The sequence below is a fragment of the Solwaraspora sp. WMMD792 genome (assembly GCF_029626105.1).
In the GTDB taxonomy this organism is placed as follows: Bacteria; Actinomycetota; Actinomycetes; order Mycobacteriales; family Micromonosporaceae; genus Micromonospora_E.
Genome location: NZ_JARUBH010000009.1, coordinates 5,924,332 through 5,942,983 on the forward strand (window position 1 = coordinate 5,924,332; position 18,652 = coordinate 5,942,983).

Below are 18,652 nucleotides of genomic sequence, written 5' to 3' on the forward strand. Positions count from 1 at the left end.
TCAACCGTACGTGTCCCGCGGGCCACGACCGCGGACCCGCCGCGGACCCTTCGACCAGGACGGCGCGGCCGGGCCGTGAATGTGCAGTTTCGTCACCACGTTGTGCCCGACCTCAGCGGCGATCTGGCGCAGCAACGAGCGGGCGAGCAGACGTAGCTGGGTCGCCCACGCGGTCGACTCCGCCTCGACCGTCAACTCGCCGTTCTCCAACTTGACCGGGCGGCTGTGCTTGGCCACCTCCGGCCCGACCACCCGTTCCCAGGCACCGAAGACGGTCGCCTCGGCAGCCGGCCGTTGCCAGCCGCGCGCCTTGACCAGCCGGGCCAGCACGTCGCCGAACAGCTGGGGATCGCGGGGGTCAGGCCCCGGACCCGAGTAGCCGCGCAGTCGTCGGCCGCCCGACCCGGCTCCCCCCGCGTCGCTGCCGCCACCGGTCCGGCGGCGGGGCCGATTCGCCTCCCGACGGGCGCGGGCCGCGTCCAGCACCGCCCTGGCCAGCTGCGGGCCGGTGGACGGCGGTGGCAGGATCGGTGGCTGGTCGGCAGCCTGCGCCGGCTCACCGTGCTGCGGCTCATCCGACATGGCGTACCTCCCCGCGGCTGACCTCGAAGCGTGCCCCGCGCAACGCTACCGGGACGTCCTCGGCCACCGCGCAGGTCACCAGCAGTTGGCTGGCCCCGGCGACCAACTCGGCGAGCCGTTCCCGGCGGCCGCTGTCCAGTTCGGCGAACACGTCGTCGAGGACCAGGACCGGCTCGATGCCTTCCGCGCGGAGCAGGTCGTACGCGGCCAGCCGCAGCGCCAGCGCGCAGGACCAGGATTCGCCGTGGCTGGCGTACCCCTTCACCGGCAGGCTGCCGATCGTCAGATGCAGGTCGTCGCGGTGCGGGCCGACCAGGGTGACGCCACGGTCGACCTCACTGCGGCGGGCCTCGCCCAGCGCGGCCAGCAGCGCTGACTCCAGCGCGGACCGGTCCGCCGCCAGCTGCACCGGTCCGCTGTCCGGCAGATCGATCGACGGCCGGTAGCTGATGCCGGCCGCCGCGCTGGTGGCCGCCACCGCGTCGTACGCCTTGGCCACGTGCGGGGCCAGGGCGGTGACCAGCTCCAACCGGCCGGCAAGCAGCTCGGCTCCGTGCCGGGCCAGATGGGCGTCCCAGACGTCCAGCGTGCTCAGGTCACCGCCCCGGTCACCACCGGTCTTGCGGGCCAGGTACGCGCTGCGCAGCAACGCGTTGCGCTGCTTGACCACCCGGTCGTAGTCGGCCCGCACGCCGGCGAACCGGGGCAGCCGGGTGACCAGCAGCTCGTCCAGGTAGCGGCGGCGTTCGGCCGGGTCGCCCCGGACGATCTCCAGATCCTCGGGGGCGAACAGCACCAGCCGCAGCGCACCGATCACCTCCCGCGCCCGGCGGGTCGGCGACCGGCCCAGCCTGGCCCGGTTGGCCCGACCCGGCACGATCTCCAGTTCGACCAGCAGCTCCCGTTGGTCGTGCACGACCAGGCAGCGGATGATCGCCGAGTCGGCGCCGACCCGAACCAGCGGCGCGTCGGTGGCGACCCGGTGGCTACCCAGCGTTGCCAGGTAGCCGAGCGCCTCGACGAGGTTGGTCTTGCCGACCCCGTTCGGCCCGACCAGCACGCTGCCACCTGGTTCAAAGGTGAGCTCGACCCGCTGGTACGAGCGGAAGTCGATCAGTTCGAGACGGCGGACGTACACGGATGTCAGGGGCTGGACTGCACGGCGTGCCCGCCGAACTGGTTGCGCAGGGCGGCGACCGCCTTCATCGCCGGAGAGTCGTCCTGCCGTGAGGTGAACCGGGCGAACAGCGACGCCGCGATCACGTTCATCGGCACCCCGAGCCGGATCGCCTCGTCGACCGTCCAGCGCCCTTCGCCGGTGTCCTCGGCGTACCCGCGCAGCGCCGCCAGTTGCGGGTCCTCGTCGAGCGCGGCGTCCAGCAGATCCAGCAGCCAGGACCGGACCACGGTCCCGTCCCGCCAGGACTTGATCACGCCGGGCACGTCGGTGATCAGCTCGCTCTGCAACATCAGCTCGTAGCCCTCGGCGTAGGCGTGCATCAACGCGTACTCCACGCCGTTGTGCACCATCTTCGCGTAGTGTCCGGCACCGACCGGGCCGGCGTGCACGAAGCCGTGCTCCGCCGGCGGCTTGAGCGCCTCGAAGATCGGCATCATCCGCTGGACGTGCTCGGCGTCGCCGCCGACCATCAGCCCGTACCCAGCCTGCCGGCCCCACACCCCGCCGGACACCCCGACGTCGAGGTAGCCGACGCCGTGCTCGGCCAGCCGGGCCGCGCGCGGCCCGTCGTCGCTGAACCGGGAGTTGCCGCCGTCGATCACCAGATCGCCGGCGTCGAGCAGGCCGCACAGCTCATCGACGACCGACGACGTCACCTGGGCCGGGACCATCATCCAGACGGCCCGCGGGCCGTCGAGCCGGTCGACCAGCTCGGCGAGGCTGGCGACGTCGCTGACCGCCGGGTCCCGGTCATAGCCGTACGCCTGGTGACCGGCGTCGCGTAGCCGGTCCCGCATGTTGCCGCCCATCCGGCCCAGGCCGATGATGCCCAACTGCACGGTGTGCCCCCTTCGTCGCTGCCCGATCGTCGCCCACCGGGTGTCCCGGTGTTACCGGGTTACCCGGATCGGCATGATCAGATAGCGGTAGCCGGGGATGATCTGATCGTCCTCGCCGGCCGGCGAGATCACCGCGGGCTTGAACGCGTCGACGAAGGTGAACACCGCCGTGGCCGAGCCGAGGTTCTGCAGGCCGTCGATCAGGTACTGCGGGTTGAACCCGATGGTCAGCGGCTCACCGGTGAACGCGGCCTCCATCGCCTCGCTGGCCCGCGCCTCCTCGGTGTTGCCCGCCTCCACCACGAGCCCGTCCGTGCTGAAACTGAGCAGCACCGGGGTGGTGCGCTCGGCGACCAGGGCGACCCGGCGTACCACCTCGACGAGAGTGCTCACGGGCACCCGGGCCTCGGCGTTGTGGCTGCTCGGGAAGAGCGACCGGACCGGCGGGTAGTTGGCCCCGTCCAGCAGCCGGCTGGTGGTCCGGCGGGTGCCGCCGGCGAACCCGATCATGCCTTCGCCGGCCCCGCCGTGCGCCAGCGCGATGGTGACCTCGCCGCCGATCGGCCCAAGCGTCTTGGCTGTGTCGGCCAGGGTGCGGGCGGGCACCAGCGCGTTCAGGCTGATCTCCGGATCGTCCGGCTGCCAGTCGATCTCCCGGATGGCCAGCCGGTACCGGTCGGTGGCGAGCATGGCGAGCCGGCTGCCCTCCAGCTCGACCCGAACCCCGGTCATCATCGGCAGCGTCTCGTCGCGGCCAGCGGCCACCGCGACCTGGGCGACCGCGGCGGCGAACGTCGGGGCGTCGACCCGGCCGGCGCTGGCCGGCATCTCGGGCAGGGTCGGATAGTCCTCCACCGGCATGGTCGGCAGGGTGAACCGGGCGCTGCCGCAGACCAGCTCCAGATGCGCACCGACCGCCGCGATGTCGACCGGCTTGGCCGGAAGCGACTTGGTGATCTCGGCGAGCAGCCGACCGGAGACCAGGGCCGAGCCGTCGGCATCGCCCTGCACATCGACGGTCACCTGGCTGGAAACCTCGTAGTCGAATCCTGAGACCTGCAGGGAACCGTCGGTGACCCGGAGCATCGCGCCGGCCAGCACCGGCACCGACGGCCGGTTCGGCAGGCTCTTGGCCGTCCAGGCCACCGCGTCGGCGAGCGCATCGCGCTCCACCCGGAACTTCATCCCATGCCTCCGCACTTCATGCCGTGCCTCCGCGTCGACTCGATCGAACGATCTTCGGTGGTGCCGGACCCGAGGCGGTCCCTGGGCGGCTCGACCGTCATCGGTCGACGGACCTCACCGAACGATAGGCCAGACCGCCGGGCCCGTGCGTCCGGCCCCGGACTTCTGCCGGTCGACCGGACCGGCAGGTGCGGCAGGTCGGCTGCATCCACACCTATCCCCAACGCCGGTGATTGGTTTTTGTTGTCTAGAAGATAAATCTCATCGTCTTCATCGGGGCTGTGCACTCTGTGGACATCTCGCGTTTACGCAGGTCAGATGGGTTCGATGGCGGTGGATTACCTGTGGAGAGGGCTGGGTACAACCGGGGTCGTTATCCACAGGCCGCCCGGCTGCCCACAGCCGGGCCGAGTTATCCACCGGTTGTCCACCGGTTATCCCGAGGGTTCGTCCCCAGCTGTGGACAAGCTGCCGGCACCATGCCGGTCCGTCGTCCCCAGAACCTTCAACAGGATCCCCACAGGCGGTGGCGGGCCTGTGGACAAGCTGTGACTGAGAGTGATTGTCCACAGCGGTTTCCCCAATAGTTGTCCACAGCCTGTGGACAACCGGGCGGGAGGGATGCAGGTGTCATCCACCGCCCGGCGGCGGCCACGGTGGAAAACCTGTGGATGAACCTGTGAGTGATCCGCCGGATCAACCGGCGCACGAAAGGGCGGACGGACCGGCACACCGCCCGGCCGCCGGATCGGCGGGCCGTCAGGCGATCTGCTTGATCCGGTTGGTCAGCTCGGCGATCTGGTTGTAGAGGGACCGGCGTTCCGCCATCTGCTGCCGGATCTTGCGGTCGGCGTGCATCACCGTGGTGTGGTCCCGGCCACCGAACGCCTGTCCGATCCGGGGCAGCGACAGGTCGGTCAGCTCACGACACAGGTACATGGCGACCTGGCGGGCGTTGACCAGCACCCGGGAACGTGAGTGACCGCGCAGGTCCTCCAGGCTGACCCCGAAGTAGTCGGCGGTGGCCACCATGATCTGGTCGGCGGTGATCTCCGGGCCGGCGCCGTCCGGGATGAAGTCCCGCAGGACCTCCTCGGCCAGGCTCAGCTCGACCGGGGACCGGGTGAGACTGGCGAATGCGGTGACCCGGATCAACGCGCCCTCCAGCTCCCGGATCGAGTTGGCGATCCGGGACGCGATGAACTCCAGCACGTCCGGGGGCGCGTACAGCCGCTCCTGGGCCGCCTTCTTCTGCAGGATGGCGATCCGGGTCTCCAGGTCGGGCGGCTGGATGTCGGCGAGCAGCCCCCACTCGAAGCGGGTCCGCAGCCGATCCTCCAGGGTGGCGAGCTGCTTCGGTGACCGGTCCGAGGTGATCACGATCTGCTTGTTGGCGTTGTGCAGCGTGTTGAAGGTGTGGAAGAACTCCTCCTGGGTCCGCTCCCGGTTCTCCAGGAACTGGATGTCGTCGATCAGGAGGATGTCCACGTCACGGTAGCGGCGCTGGAAGGCGCTGGTCTTGTCATCACGCAGCGAGTTGATGAAGTCGTTGGTGAACTCTTCGGTCGACACGTACCGCACCGACCGGGCGTGCCCGAGGGTGGTGGCGTAGTGACCGATGGCATGCAGCAGGTGGGTCTTGCCCAACCCCGAGCTGCCGTAGATGAACAGCGGGTTGTACGCCTTCGCCGGTGACTCGGCCACCGCGACCGACGCGGCGTGCGCGAACCGGTTCGAGGAGCCGATGACGAACGTCTCGAACATGTACTTCGGGTTGAGCCGGTTTCCGCCGGTGTCCACCCCCGGTCCGGTCAGCCGGCGGTCGTCCCGGCCGGTGCCGCGATGGTCCAGCCCACCCCGCCCCGGGCCGCTGTCGGGCGGGCTGGTCGGCAGGCTGTCGCCGACGCCGCCGTACCGTTGGTCCGGTGGGCGGTAGTCGGTCGGCGGCCGGGCCGAGCGTTGCTGCGCCGGCGGTTCGAGGTCGTGGTCGAGCCGTTGCGGACCTGGCGGTCCGGCGGCGTAGTCGTCACCGAAGAGCGCGCCCTGGTCGCCGGTCCGGGCCGCCGGCACCACCGGCAGCCGGCCGGTGGCGCCGTCCAATGCCTCGGGTACGCCGACGCGGTGCTCCGGCGCACGGGGTCCGTCGGGCGTGTCCGGCACGCCGCTGATCGGCTCCGGCGCCTCGGGTCCGGCAATGCCCTCGCGGTCCCAGCGGTGGTTGTCGGTGTCGCGGTGGTCCGGTCCGGGCGGGGGCGGGCCCAGCCGTGGGTCGGGTTCGTCCGGGTGGTGCAGCCGGGTCTCGACGGTGGCGGTGCCGTACACCGTGCCGACCGGTCGACCCTGACCGTCCTCCGGCGGACGGACGGTGACCGCCACCTGGATCGGTCGGCCGAGCCGCCGCGACAGCGCCTCGGTGATCGCCGGGCGCAGTCGCGATTCGATGACGTCGCGGGTGAACGCGTCGGGTACGGACAACAGCGCGGTGTCCTCGACGATGGCGCGCAGCCGGGTGAGCCGCAGATAGGCCCGCTGCTGGGCGGAGACGATCTCGTCCGCCAGCTCGTCCGTGGTCGCCAACCAGACCGCGCCGAGGTCTATCGTCTCGGCCACCGTAGCGCCACCCCCATCGCATCCGAGTACCCGGCCGCCGGCACTGTCTCTGTGTCGGCCGCCGGTCGGGATCGGTCCCGCTCTCGAACAGGTACGACGAGCCATGCTGCGGGCCGCTGAACTGACCGTCATCCACAAGTTATCCACAACCTGTGTGTACTGCTGACCGCGGCTCCCCGTCGTCCGCCGAACCTGCCCCCTGCCGGCTCGGCGCCCGGTGTCGATCACCGTCGCGGGCGACCGGCCCGGCTGCCTGGTTCGTACCGATGAAGCGGTGCCAGGTGCTGCCTGATGCTTGACCGGCAATCGGGCACGCTAACAGCGTTGTCCACAACCGTTCAACCGGCGGTCGCCGGTCCCCGTTGTCGGTTCCGGTGAAAACCGTGTAGCGGCACTGGCCGCGTCGCTCCACGGCCGGATCACCGGCGGTGGCCGGCGGCGGGCCAGCCGTCGGCGCTGGTCCCCTCTGATAAGCTAGTCGGGTGTGTTGTGCCCTCACGACGCACTGGCGCAGACCTGCACCGTCGGCCTGACCAACGGGCCGGATCAGATCTGCACCGCCGGTTCTGACCAACCGCCGGCCCGACCAACGGCCGGATCTGACCAACCGCCGGCCTGACCGACAGCCGGTCTGATCATCTGACTCCGGGCCGCCGGCCGGGAGCCACACCTGACGGAGAGTCTGACGTGAGCAAGCGCACCTTCCAGCCGAACAACCGCCGGCGTGCCAAGACCCACGGCTTCCGGCTGCGGATGCGTACGCGTGCCGGCCGTGCCATCCTCTCCACCCGCCGCGCCAAGGGCCGCGCCCGCCTGTCCGCCTGATGGTCTTCGCGGGCGTCGTGGAGATCTAACCGCCATGCTGGCCGCCGCTGAGCGCGTACGGAATCGTGCCGACTTCACCGAGGTCGTACGCATGGGTCGGCGGGCCGGCCGTGGCTCGCTCGTCGTACACCTGTTGCTGCCGTCTGCGGTGCCGGGCGACCAACCGGGGCCGACCGGTGGCTCCGGTGCCCGGGCCGGTTTCATCGTCTCCAAGGCGGTCGGCAACGCGGTGACCCGCAACCGGGTGCGTCGTCGGCTCCGACACCTTGTCCGGTCCCGGCTGGCAGCGTTACCGGGCGGTGCCCTGCTGGTCGTCCGGGCCCTCCCGCCGGCCGCCGGAGCCTCCTCGGCAGGGCTGGCCGTCGACCTTGACGCCGCGCTGTCCGCCGCGGTCCGCGCCGCCGACCGCCGTTCCCGCGGCACCTCCGGTGATCGCCCGTCCGGCGTGCCGCGCACCGGACCCCGGACCCGGGCCAGAGCGGGGGACGCCCGATGACCGCCTCCGACGATCTACCTCGCCCCGCGACACCGGGTGGCCGCCTGCTGACAGGTGCGATCGTCGCGTACCGTCGTTGGATAAGCCCGGCTCTGCCGGCCCGCTGTCGGTTCTACCCGTCGTGCAGTGCGTACGCCCAGGAGGCGATCGCCCGGCGCGGAGCACTTCGGGGGGTGCTGTTGGCGGGTTGGCGCCTGCTGCGCTGTCATCCCTTCCACCCCGGTGGATATGACCCGGTACCGATGCCGGGCGGCCGCCGTGCCGATGCGACTGGAGCCCCGAATTGAGTCTCGACTGGATCTACTGGGCCATCTCGTGGATCCTCCTGTTCTGGCACTCGGCCTGGGACCGGATCGGTGTGCCGTCGACCGAGGTGCTCGGCACCAACTGGTCGTGGATCCTGGCCATCATCTTCCTGGTGGTCACGGTCCGGGTGATCCTGTTCCCGGTCTTCGTCAAGCAGATCAAGTCACAGCGGGCCATGCAGGCGCTGCAGCCGAAGGTCAAGGAGCTGCAGGAGAAGCACAAGGGTGACCGGGAGACGCTCCAGAAGGAAATGATGGAGCTGTACCGGAAGGAGAAGGCCAACCCGCTGATGGGTTGCCTTCCGATGTTCCTGCAGATCCCGGTCTTCCTCGGCCTGTTCCACATCCTGCGCCGGCTGAACCCGGAGCAGACCCGCAACGTCGACCTGTACGGCTGGACCGCGGACCAGTTCTACGAGGCCTCCCGGGCCAGCCTGTTCACCGCGCCGATCGCCGGGCGGTTCGGCTCGACGGCCGACGAGCTGGCGGCGATGGGTGCCAGCGGCACCACGGTCAAGGTGATCGCCGGGATCCTGGTGGTCGTCATGATCGTGACCACCTACCTGACCAGCCGACAGATGATCCTCAAGACCGGCTGGGCGGAGGACCCGCAGCAGAAGATGATCCAGCGGCTGATGCTCTACGGCATCCCGGCCTCGCTGCTCATCTCCGGCGCGATCTTCCCGATCGGCGTCATCATCTACTGGGTGGTGAACAACATGGTCACGCTTGGCCAGCAGCAGTGGGTACTGCGCAAGTTCCCGCCCCCGCCGATGCCGGCCGGCAAGGGGAAGCCGGCTGCGAAATCGACCTCGACCTCGAAACCGGCCGGTCGGCCGGCGGCGAAGTCCGGTGCCGGCCAGTCACGCAAGCCCGGCACGACCGACGCCAAGCCCAAGTCGGCCGGTGTCTTCGCCCGACGCGGCAACGGTGCCGAGGCCGCCGCCCCGGAGCCGGCCCCGGTCCGCGAGGGTCTCAAGCCCAAGCCTGGTGCCAAGCCGGTCAACCCGAAGAAGCGGCGGCCGGCGAAGCGTCCGGGTTGACCGGGCAGGCGTCCCGGCGGCCGGCTACTGCTGGCGGGCGTTTCCGGTGGCCGGCGGGGCGTCCCGCACAGCCGCAACGGCGGCAACGTAGACCTCCCGAGGGCACGGCGCCCGTCCGCCGGTCCTCGGTAACCAGCGGACCGACCGGTTCCGCCGAGCGAGTACGGAGATGACACCGTGACCGATACCAGCCTGCCCAGTGCCGACCCGTCTGTCGACGAGGAGGTTGTCCCGGCCCGGGCCGCCGACAGCGCCGACGACCGCCCTGGCGACGCCGACGACGCGGGCACCGACGAGGCTGACGAGGACGCGGCCGGCAAGGGCGCGTCAGCGCCCGCTTCCGCCGCCACCGACAACGACCTGTTCCAGCAGAGCGAAATCGCCGCCGACTACGTCGAGGGACTGCTGGACATCCTCGACTACGACGGCGACATCGACGAGCTGGTCTCCGGCGGCCGTCCCGTGGTGGAGGTGGTCGGCGGGCAGCTCAGTGCCCTGGTCGGGCAGCGGGGTGCGACCCTGGAGGCGCTCCAGGAGCTGACCAGGCTCGCGGTCTTCCGGCAGACCGGATCGCCCAGCCGGCTACTGCTGGATGTCGGCGGTTACCGGAACAACCGGCGCAAGGAGTTGGCCGCGGTGGCGAAGAACGCGGTGGAGAAGGTCAAGGAGTACGGCGAGCCGGTGCGGCTGGAGCCGATGTCCGCCTTCGAGCGCAAGTGCGTACACGACGTGGTGAATGCGCTCGACGGCGTGCTGAGCGAGTCCGAGGGTGTCGAACCGACCCGGCGCATCGTCGTCCGTCCGGCCGACTGAGCACCATGACCGATCTGCCCGAGCAGACTGATCGGGTGGCTACCGGCCCGGACGGGTTCCCGTCCGGGCCGGTTCCGTCGGGAGCGCCCGTTCCGTCAGGACCGGCCACGCTGGCGTCGCCCCCCGATTCCGCCCGCGAGATTTTCGGTGCCGAGCAGCTGCGGCTAGCGGTCCGGTACGCCGGCCTGCTGGCCTCGGAAGGACTGCTCCGTGGACTCATCGGGCCGCGCGAGGTGCCCCGGCTCTGGGAGCGGCATCTGCTGAACTGCGCGGTCGTCGGTGAACTCGTCCCCGACGGAGCGACGGTGCTGGACGTCGGATCCGGGGCCGGCCTACCCGGGCTGGTCCTGGCCGTGGCGCGGCCGGACCTCAGCGTCATCCTGGTTGAGCCGTTGGCCCGGCGAACCGCCTTTCTCGTCGAGGCGGTGTCGGTCCTTGGCCTCACCGACCGGGTCGACGTGCTGCGTGGCCGGGCCGAGGAACTGCGCCGGGATTTCCCCGACGGTGCGGCGCCGGTGGTCACCGCGCGGGCGGTGGCCCCAATCGACCGGCTGGCCGGCTGGTGTCTACCGCTGGTCGAGCCCGGTGGGCGGCTACTCGCCATGAAGGGCGATTCGGCCGGGGCGGAGATCACCGAGCACCGATCGGCGGTGGTTCGGTCGGGTGGCGGTGATCCGGTGCTGCGTCGCTGCGGCGAACGATGGCTCGACCCGCCGACCACCGTGGTGGAGATCGAGCGGTCCGCTCCGGTGCCCGGGGCGGGTGGTCGACGCCGCTCGGAACGCGGCGACCGAGTACGGCCGCGTTCGTCGCGGCGGACCCGGGGGTGACCGCCGAACCCGCCCTGATGGCGGGGCGGAACGACGTGAAGGCTGCGACACGTCGGACAGTCGGCCGTGGCCACACCGGCCCTGATCCCCGTAGGCTGACCGCGCGTCGATAGTCTGGACCGGGCGGCAACGCGAAGTTGCACGACTCCTGCCGCCCCGTGCCGGTCCGCACGCCACGCCCGAAGCGCGGTCGTGAGCGCTGGCGGTGCCGATCCATCCAACGCGGGCAGGGATGACACGGTGCATGACAACGGTAGTTACGAGGATCCGCGGTTGACCGGCGAGCGCCACGGTGTCGGCGACCCCACGTTGGTTTCACGTGAAACGGCGTACCACCCGGGTTGGCCGGAGGGCGGGGCGGCGCCGGTCAGTGGGGCACCTCAACCGCCCACGACGGCGCCGGTGCCCACAGCGCCGGGCGTCCCGACCCGGGCCGGTGTGCCGCTCGTAGCGGACACGTCGGTCGGCGCCGCACCCCCGACGCCGGAGCAACCGGCGCCCAACCCGACCTCCCCGGCCGCCGACGAGCCGTACGTTTCACGTGAAACACCGAATCGGGAAGAGGATGATCCCCCCTTGGCAATGGAGGCTTTGCGCGCCGTGCAGATTCTGAACCCCAGCGGCGAGGTGACCATGCCCCGGCCGGACCGGACCCGGGTGATGTGCGTGGCCAACCAGAAGGGGGGCGTCGGTAAGACGACCACTACGGTGAATCTCGCGGTGGCCCTGGCGCTGCACGGGAACCGGGTGATGGTTGTCGACCTCGACCCACAGGGCAACGCCTCGACCGGACTCAACGTCCCGCACCACGCAGGCGTACCGGACGTCTACGACTGCCTGATCGACAACGTACCGCTGACCGAGGTGGCGCAGCCGGTCGAGGGGATACCCGACCTCTGGTGCGTTCCCGCGACGATCGATCTGGCCGGGGCCGAGATCGAGCTGGTCTCCGTGGTGGCCCGGGAGTCCCGGCTGTCCCGAGCCATCACGGCGTACCCGGTCGAGCTGGACTACGTGTTCATCGACTGCCCACCGTCGTTGGGTCTGCTGACGGTCAACGCGCTGGTCGCCGCGCAAGAGGTGCTGATCCCGATCCAGTGCGAGTACTACGCGCTGGAAGGACTCAACCAGTTGATCAACAACATCAACCTGGTCCGGCAGCATCTCAACCCGACGCTGGACGTCTCCACCATCCTGCTCACGATGTACGACCGCCGGACCCGGCTGGCCGACGCCGTCGAGCAGGACGTGCGCAACCACTTCGGGGACAAGGTGCTCCAGTCGGTCATCCCCCGCAACGTCCGGGTCTCGGAGGCACCGAGCTACGGCCAGTCGGTGATGACCTACGATCCCGGATCGCGGGGTGCAACAAGCTACTTCGAGGCGGCCCAGGAAATCGCCGAGCGCGGTGTCGCTCGGGTCGGTCGCAATGTCTGACACGGTGGTTGGAGCGGGAGGCAGGGCATGAAGAACCGTCCGAAGGGCGGGCTTGGGCGCGGGCTCGGTGCCCTCATCCCCACCACCGCTCCGGTTCAGCCGGGTGTCGCACAGCCGGCCTCGGCGCCGGTGACCCCGTCACCGGCCACCGCAGCCGTCTCCGGCAGCGTCGGCACCTCTGCTGCCGTCGCGACGGAACCGGCTGCGCCGCTGCCCGCCGATCTGTCGCCGGTGCCCGGTGCCCGGTTCGCGGAGCTGCCGGTCGCCGCGATCGTGCCGAACCCGAAGCAGCCCCGGCAGGTCTTCGACGACGAGGCGCTCGAGGAGCTGAAGGTCTCGATCGAGCAGGTCGGGTTCCTGCAGCCGATCGTCGTACGACAGCTGGACGACGGTGAGCAGTACGAGCTGGTGATGGGGGAACGCCGCTGGCGTGCCGCGCAGGCGATCGGCCGGGAGTCCATCCCCGCGATCGTCCGGGACACCAGGGACGACGCGATGCTCCGGGACGCGCTGCTGGAGAACATCCACCGGGCCAACCTCAACCCGCTCGAGGAGGCGGCCGCGTACCAGCAGTTGCTCGACGAGTTCGGGGCGACCCACGAAGAACTCGCCAGGCGGATCGGCCGGAGCCGGCCGCAGATCTCCAACACGATCCGGCTGTTGAATCTGCCGGCTCAGGTGCAGCGGAGGGTGGCCGCCGGAGTGCTGTCGGCCGGTCACGCCCGGGCGCTGCTCAGCCTCGACGATTCCGACGCCCAGGACGCCCTGGCGCTACGCATCGTCGCCGAAGGGCTCTCGGTCCGGGCCACCGAGGAACTGGTGGCACTCGCCGGAACCGATGACTCGGCGAAGCGTACGGCCAGTCCGCAGCGACGCCCGAAGGCCCACGCCCCGGCCCTCACCGATCTCGCCGATCGCTTGTCCGACCGATTCGACACCCGGGTCAAGGTCGACATCGGGCGGAGCAAGGGCAAGATCACTATCGAGTTCGCCACGGTAGACGATCTGGAGCGGATCGTCGGGATCATCGGAGTCGGCGACGGGGACGACTCTTCTGGGGCCGTCGACTGATCTGCCGGGCCGGTTCGTCGACCCGGCAGAGGGCATGTCCTCACAAGGGCTGGTGTTTCACGTGAAACACCAGCCCTTCTCCTGCGGTCCCTGCCCGCGCCGCAGCAACGCCCCCCGGCCCCCGCCATCGTCGACCGGTCCACCCTCGCCGGCAGTCCACCCGGAGCCGGTACCCGCTTCTCGTCGGTCGGCCGGGCGGAGGCGACCGCGCGGTTCGTTTCACGTGAAACGGAACGGTGGGCCGATGGAGGCCGCTACCCGGCCCGGTAGCTGCCCGGTGGAGGCGGTGGAGGCGGTGGAGGCGGTGGAGGCGGTGGAGGCGGTGGAGGCGGTGGAGGCGGTGGAGGCGCCCGGTGGCGATGTTCCACGTGGAACCGGAACGACGGTCTCGCCCGGCCGCTCCGGTGGCCGACCTACGGCTGTTCCGGGCGGCGCCAAACGGCTCGCCGAGCCCGGTTACCACTCGGCCGATGGATCGTTGAGAAGACCGGGCCACCGGAGGCACCAAGGCGCATCCGCCGCCGACCGGGCGGGTCCCGGGTACCCCCGGGATCGATCCGGTACGGGGCCGGGCGTTTTCCACAGGCGTTTTCCACAGGACGCCTCGTTTCACGTGAAACAGCGGGTAGACCGGGCTGTCGCCCTGTGGATAACTCCTGTGGAAAACTGGGACGGCGGGCCGTAGTCGGCTGCTGACCAGAGACCGGTCGTCCCTCCGGATGAGAGTTGCGGGCCGGCCGAAACGGGGAACGACAGGCGGCGCAGACTCGGTTAGGGTCAGCGTCGTGCCAGACACCCCTGCCTCGGTTCCCGACTTCGCGCGATGGCCATCCTTCCCCTTCGAGGGCGACCTGCGGGTCAAGCGACTCGACGACCCGGTTGACATCGAACCGCCTCGCAAGGGTGAGGGCACGGCGGAGTGCTCGTCCTGCTCCGCCCCGGACGACGCGTACATCTGGGTCAGCGAACGCTGGCGGGTCCGCGCGATGGACCGCCCGACCGGGCTACCGATGGTCCTCATCCTGGAGTCCCGGTCCCACTTCGACCTCGGCGATCTGCCGAACCTGCTCGCGGCCGAACTTGGCGTGATGACCGTCCGGCTCGAGCGGGCGATCCGGTCGCTCGACGGCGTGGCCCGGGTTCACGTGAACCGATGGGGGGACGGCTCGGCGCACCTGCACCTGTGGTTCCTGGCTCGGCCGTACGGGCAGCTGCAGCTCCGTGGCACGTTCCTCTCGCTGTGGGACAGCATCCTGCCGCCGATCTCCGAGTCACGCTGGCGGGAGAACCTGGCGCTGGTCGCCGCATGGCTGGCGGAGTTCGGCGGTCGTCAGCTCGCCGAGCCGCCGCGGATTCAGTGGCGGGCACCGTCGAACCTCACCGAGCAGGCGAGCCATCCGGTCAGCGTCGACGACTTCGACGAGGTCGACGGTGCAGAGCCGGCCGTGGCCGAGCTGGTGGTGCCGATGGAGAGCATCGAACCAGCTGCTGATCTCGGCGAACTCGCCAGCGACGTCGCTACGACCCAGCAGGGTGAACCTCTTGCTGCCGACCCGGCCGACGCCGAGGATGCCGCTGCCCCCGCCGGCGACAGCGCCGCCGCGGCGGCCGGTACCGAGGCGAAGAAGGACGACGACCCGGACCCGGAGGGCGCTACGGACCAGGACGGGTCCGAAGTCCCGGCTGCGGGCGGTTCGGCGGCGTCGCCGACTGGCGGCGCCCGGTGATCAGTTAGCCGGGTCGTACGGTCGGGCCGCAGCCCGAACCACCAGGGTGGCGAGCAGTTCGCCGAGGTCCAGCCCGCCGGCCTGGACCGCCAGCGGCAACAGCGAGGTCTCGGTCATTCCGGGTGAGACGTTGACCTCCAGGACGTGCGGCCGGCCGTCGGGGTCGACGATCATGTCGACGCGGGAGAGGTCCCGCAGCCCGAGTGCCCGGTGAGCGGCGACGGCGGTCGCCGCCACCTGCTCGGCGGCCGGCTCGTCCAGCCGGGCCGGCGCGTGCCAGGTCGTCAGTCCGGCGGTGTAGCGGGCAGCGTAGTCGTAGACACCGTTGCGTGGCACGATCTCGACGGCCGGTAGCGCCTCCGGGCCGTTGCCCCGGTCGACGACCGATACGGCGACGTCCATCCCGGTGACGTACCGCTCCACCAACGCCGTCGAGTCGTACGCGAAGCAGCCGACCATCGCTGCGGAGAGCTCTGCCGCCTCGCGTACCACCGCCGCGCCCAGCCCGGAGCCACCCTGCGCCGGCTTGACCATCAGCGGCAGGCCGAGCCGTTCGACGATCCGCTCCAGCACGGCGACCGCACCCAGCTCGGAGAACCGGTCGTGGGGCAGCGCGACCCAGTCCGGGGTCGGGATGCCCGCCTCGCGCAGCACCGCCTTGGCCGACGGCTTGTCCCAGGCCAGGCGGGCGGCGCGGGCGTCGCAGCCGATGTACGGCACGCCGCAAAGATCCAGTACGCCGCGCAGCGAGCCGTCCTCACCGGTCGCCCCGTGCAACGCGATGACCACCGCGTCCGGCGGGTCGGAGCGCAGCGCTGGAATCAGCGAGACGTCGGCATCGCGCATCTCGGCCTCGACGCCGACCGAGCGGAGCGCGTCCAGCACCCGGCGACCGGACTTCAGCGAGACGTCCCGTTCGTACGACAACCCGCCGGCGAGAACGAGCACGCGCGGATCCGGGGCAGCAGGCGACGACGAGGATTCGGTTGCGGTGGGGTCCAGCGCTGGGCTCATGCCCGAATCATGCCAAGTCAGGCCCGGGCGCGTCCGCGCCGGGGCGCTGGCGTCGGCCGGATCCGCCGGTGACCGGTCCAAAGACCTCGCGCATCGCCGACTCCCGCTCCATCACACCGGCCAGCCGCCGGACGCCTTCCCGGATCCGCTCCGGCGGGGGGTAGGAGAAGTTGAGCCGCATGTTGCCGGCCCCGGAGCCGTCAGAGTAGAAGCCGGTGCCGGGAACGTAGGCCACCCGGGCGGCGATGGCCCGGGGGACCATGGCTTTGGCGTCCAACCCGTCCGGCAGCGACGCCCAGACGAACAGGCCGCCGCTCGGTCGGGTCCAGGTCGTCCCGGCCGGCATCAGGTCGGTCAGCGCGGACAGCAGCGCGTCCCGCCGCTCCCGGTAGACCTCCCGGTACGTCTTGAGCTGCTCCCGCCACGGCATGGTGGCCAGGTAGGTGGCGACCGCGGCCTGGGCGTAGGCACTGGGGCAGAGGATCTGCGCCTCACTGGCGATGACCAGCTTCTCGCGTACCGCGTGCGGAGCGAGAATCCAACCGACCCGCAGCCCTGGCGCAAAGGTCTTGGAGAATGTGCTCAGGTAGAAGACGCCGTGCCGGCGTCGGGCCCGCAGCGGCGCCGGCGCTTCGCCGTCGAAGCTCAGCTGGCCGTACGGGTCGTCCTCAACGACCAGCAGGCCGGCGCGTTCGCAGATGTCGAGTACCCGGTCGCGGCGCTCGTCGGTCAGCGTCACGCCAGCCGGGTTCTGGAACGTCGGGATGGTGTAGAGGAACTTCGCCCGTCGGCCGGACCGGGCCACCTCGGTGATCGCCTGCCCCAGCGCCTCGGGGATCAGCCCGTCGGCGTCCATCGGCACGTGCACCACCTGGGCCTGCGCCGCCTGAAACACGCCGAGGGCGCCGACGTAGGTGGGGCCCTCGGCGAGGACCACGTCGCCCGGGTCCAGGAATAGCCGGGCGACCAGATCGAGGGCCTGCTGCCCGCCGACGGTCACCACCACGTCCTCAGGGGAAGCCCCGGACGAGACGTCGATCCCGGACAGCGACATCACTTCGCAGATCCGTTCCCGCAGGTCGAGGGTGCCCTGGCCGATGCCGTACTGCAGGGTCGAGGTGCCGGTCTCGGCGGCGAGCCGGCCGAGCATCTCGCCGACCGCGTCCAGCGGCAGCGCGGCGACGTACGGGGCTCCGCCAGCGAGCGACACCACCTCCGGCCGACTGGCGACGGCGAACAGCGCCCGGATCTCCGAGGCGGTCATCCCCCGGACCCTGCGGGCATAGCGGTCGGTGTAGTCGTCGAGTGTCGTGCCGGTCATCAGAGTCCTTCCTTGGATACTCCGGTGTTGCGGCCGGGGAGGAATTGGAACTCCTGCGGAGCAGGGCAGGGAAAGCCGGTTCGCCGCCGAGGCGGATCGGCGTCCACCGCACACGCGACCCCATGGCTCACGACCGAATCGCTAGACTGTGGACTGTGTCCAGGACCGTGAAGCGGGCGTTCAGGTACCGCTTCCACCCCACCCCCGGGCAGGCCGCCGAGCTCGCCCGGACGTTCGGTTGTGTCCGGCTGGTGTACAACATGGCGCTGGCCGCCCGCAGCGAGGCGTGGACCCTGCGTCGGGAACGGGTCACCTACAACGCCACGTCGGCGATGCTCACCGGGTGGAAGAAGACCGACGACCTCGCGTTCCTCAACGACGTCTCCTGCGTCCCTCTGCAGCAGGCACTGCGGCACCTGCAGACCGCGTTCACCAACTTCTGGGCCAAACGGGCCCGGTACCCGACGTTCAAGTCGAGGAAGAAGTCGCGGCGGTCGGCGGAGTACACCGCCAGCGCGTTCCGCTGGCGCGACGGCCGCCTCACCCTCGCCAAGATGTCCGAACCGTTGGACATCGTCTGGTCCCGACCGCTCCCGCAGGGCGCGGCGCCGTCGACGGTGACCGTGTCGCAGGACCCGGCGGGCCGCTGGTTCGTCTCCCTGCTCTGCGACGACCGGATCGAACCGGCCCCGGCCACCACTGCCGTGGTGGGGGTCGACGCCGGCCTCGACAGCCTGTTCACCCTGTCCACCGGGGAGAAGATCCCCAACCCGAGACATGAACGCCGTGACCGCGATCGGCTGGCCCGCGCCCAGCGGAACCTCGCACGCAAGGCCAGAGGTTCGGCGAACCGGGCCAAGGCCCGGTTGGCGGTGGCCCGGGTTCATGCCCGGATCGCCGACCGCCGCCGCGACCACCTGCACAAGTTGACCACTCGGCTCGTTCGTGAAAGCCAAACGATCGTGATCGAGGACCTGACCGTCCGCAACATGACGGCCAACCACCGTCTGGCCCGCGCCATCTCCGACGCGGGCTGGCGGCAGTTCCGCACCATGCTGGGGTACAAAACCGACTGGTACGGCCGGGACCTGGTGGTCGTGGACCGCTGGTTCCCGTCGACCCGACTGTGCTCGGGCTGTGGCGTACTGGCCGAGCGGATGCCGTTGGCGGTCCGGTCGTGGACCTGCCGGTGCGGGCAGGCCCACGACCGGGACGTCAACGCGGCCCGCAACATCCTCGCGGAGGGGCTCTCCGTGATTGCCTGTGGAGGCGGTGTAAGACCTCACCGGGAGTCCTCCTCTCGGACGGGGCGGTCGTCGGTGAAACAGGAACCCCCTGGGGCGACCCAGGGAATCCCCGTCCCTTAGTGCGGGG

At 70.7% G+C, this 18,652-nt stretch carries 16 protein-coding genes and 1 pseudogene; 10 read left to right on the forward strand and 7 right to left on the reverse strand.

Going from position 1 to position 18,652, the window contains the following annotated elements; all coding sequences use genetic code 11:
- From O7629_RS27550 to dnaA, 5 genes are all read right to left on the reverse strand, one after another.
- Window positions 1–582: a DciA family protein gene (locus O7629_RS27550; RefSeq protein WP_123606636.1), complete on the reverse strand. Its 582-nt coding sequence runs from the start codon at window positions 580–582 to the stop codon at window positions 1–3.
- Window positions 572–1,720, reverse strand: coding sequence for a DNA replication/repair protein RecF (gene recF / locus O7629_RS27555; RefSeq protein ID WP_278172873.1), 1,149 nt, complete (start codon window positions 1,718–1,720; stop codon window positions 572–574). The genes O7629_RS27550 and recF overlap by 11 nt, the downstream gene beginning before the upstream one ends.
- 5 nt (window positions 1,721–1,725) lie before the next feature.
- Window positions 1,726–2,601, reverse strand: a complete 876-nt coding sequence (gene gnd, locus O7629_RS27560) for a phosphogluconate dehydrogenase (NAD(+)-dependent, decarboxylating) (protein WP_278172874.1) — start codon at window positions 2,599–2,601, stop codon at window positions 1,726–1,728.
- Window positions 2,602–2,652: 51 nt separating this feature from the next.
- Window positions 2,653–3,786, reverse strand: coding sequence for a DNA polymerase III subunit beta (gene dnaN, locus O7629_RS27565; RefSeq protein WP_278172876.1), 1,134 nt, complete (start codon window positions 3,784–3,786; stop codon window positions 2,653–2,655).
- Between the two features lie 759 nt (window positions 3,787–4,545).
- Complete coding sequence (dnaA, locus tag O7629_RS27570) at window positions 4,546–6,396, reverse strand: chromosomal replication initiator protein DnaA (RefSeq protein WP_278172877.1); 1,851 nt, start codon at window positions 6,394–6,396, stop codon at window positions 4,546–4,548.
- Window positions 6,397–7,083: 687 nt separating this feature from the next.
- Between dnaA and rpmH the strand changes: the two genes are divergently transcribed.
- The 9 genes and pseudogenes from rpmH to O7629_RS27615 all read left to right on the forward strand — a co-directional run bounded on the left by rpmH (window position 7,084) and on the right by O7629_RS27615 (window position 14,943).
- Window positions 7,084–7,221, forward strand: coding sequence for a 50S ribosomal protein L34 (gene rpmH, locus O7629_RS27575; protein ID WP_123606641.1), 138 nt, complete (start codon window positions 7,084–7,086; stop codon window positions 7,219–7,221).
- Between the two features lie 34 nt (window positions 7,222–7,255).
- Window positions 7,256–7,612, forward strand: a pseudogene (gene rnpA, locus O7629_RS27580) (ribonuclease P protein component); the annotation flags it as partial.
- Between the two features lie 101 nt (window positions 7,613–7,713).
- On the forward strand, window positions 7,714–8,004 hold the full coding sequence (yidD, locus tag O7629_RS27585; RefSeq protein ID WP_278172879.1) for a membrane protein insertion efficiency factor YidD: 291 nt from the start codon (window positions 7,714–7,716) through the stop codon (window positions 8,002–8,004).
- Window positions 8,001–9,065 (forward strand): membrane protein insertase YidC, encoded by a 1,065-nt coding sequence (yidC, locus tag O7629_RS27590; protein ID WP_278172881.1) that lies wholly within the window; start codon window positions 8,001–8,003, stop codon window positions 9,063–9,065. The genes yidD and yidC overlap by 4 nt, the downstream gene beginning before the upstream one ends.
- A gap of 177 nt (window positions 9,066–9,242) precedes the next feature.
- A complete protein-coding gene (locus O7629_RS27595) occupies window positions 9,243–9,878 on the forward strand; it encodes a R3H domain-containing nucleic acid-binding protein (protein WP_278172882.1) in 636 nt (211 codons plus the stop codon).
- A gap of 5 nt (window positions 9,879–9,883) precedes the next feature.
- Complete coding sequence (gene rsmG / locus O7629_RS27600; RefSeq protein WP_278172883.1) at window positions 9,884–10,708, forward strand: 16S rRNA (guanine(527)-N(7))-methyltransferase RsmG; 825 nt, start codon at window positions 9,884–9,886, stop codon at window positions 10,706–10,708.
- A 240-nt stretch (window positions 10,709–10,948) separates the two neighbouring features.
- Entirely contained in the window at window positions 10,949–12,145 is a 1,197-nt protein-coding gene (locus tag O7629_RS27605; RefSeq protein WP_278172885.1) for an AAA family ATPase, read from the forward strand.
- Between the two features lie 27 nt (window positions 12,146–12,172).
- The gene (locus O7629_RS27610; protein ID WP_278172886.1) at window positions 12,173–13,216 is read left to right on the forward strand and encodes a ParB/RepB/Spo0J family partition protein; all 1,044 of its coding nucleotides are present in this window, start codon (window positions 12,173–12,175) and stop codon (window positions 13,214–13,216) included.
- 785 nt (window positions 13,217–14,001) lie between these two features.
- Window positions 14,002–14,943 (forward strand): hypothetical protein, encoded by a 942-nt coding sequence (locus O7629_RS27615; RefSeq protein WP_278172888.1) that lies wholly within the window; start codon window positions 14,002–14,004, stop codon window positions 14,941–14,943.
- Here the strand turns inward: O7629_RS27615 and O7629_RS27620 are convergent, their stop codons facing one another.
- Both O7629_RS27620 and O7629_RS27625 read right to left on the reverse strand, forming a co-directional pair.
- Entirely contained in the window at window positions 14,944–15,957 is a 1,014-nt protein-coding gene (locus tag O7629_RS27620; protein WP_278172890.1) for a D-alanine--D-alanine ligase, read from the reverse strand. It lies immediately after the preceding gene.
- A gap of 7 nt (window positions 15,958–15,964) precedes the next feature.
- Entirely contained in the window at window positions 15,965–17,278 is a 1,314-nt protein-coding gene (locus tag O7629_RS27625; RefSeq protein ID WP_278172891.1) for a PLP-dependent aminotransferase family protein, read from the reverse strand.
- Between the two features lie 155 nt (window positions 17,279–17,433).
- On the opposite strand from O7629_RS27625, the gene O7629_RS27630 reads away from it, so the two are divergent.
- Window positions 17,434–18,645: a transposase gene (locus O7629_RS27630; protein WP_278172892.1), complete on the forward strand. Its 1,212-nt coding sequence runs from the start codon at window positions 17,434–17,436 to the stop codon at window positions 18,643–18,645.
- The last annotated feature ends 7 nt before the right edge of the window (window positions 18,646–18,652 follow it).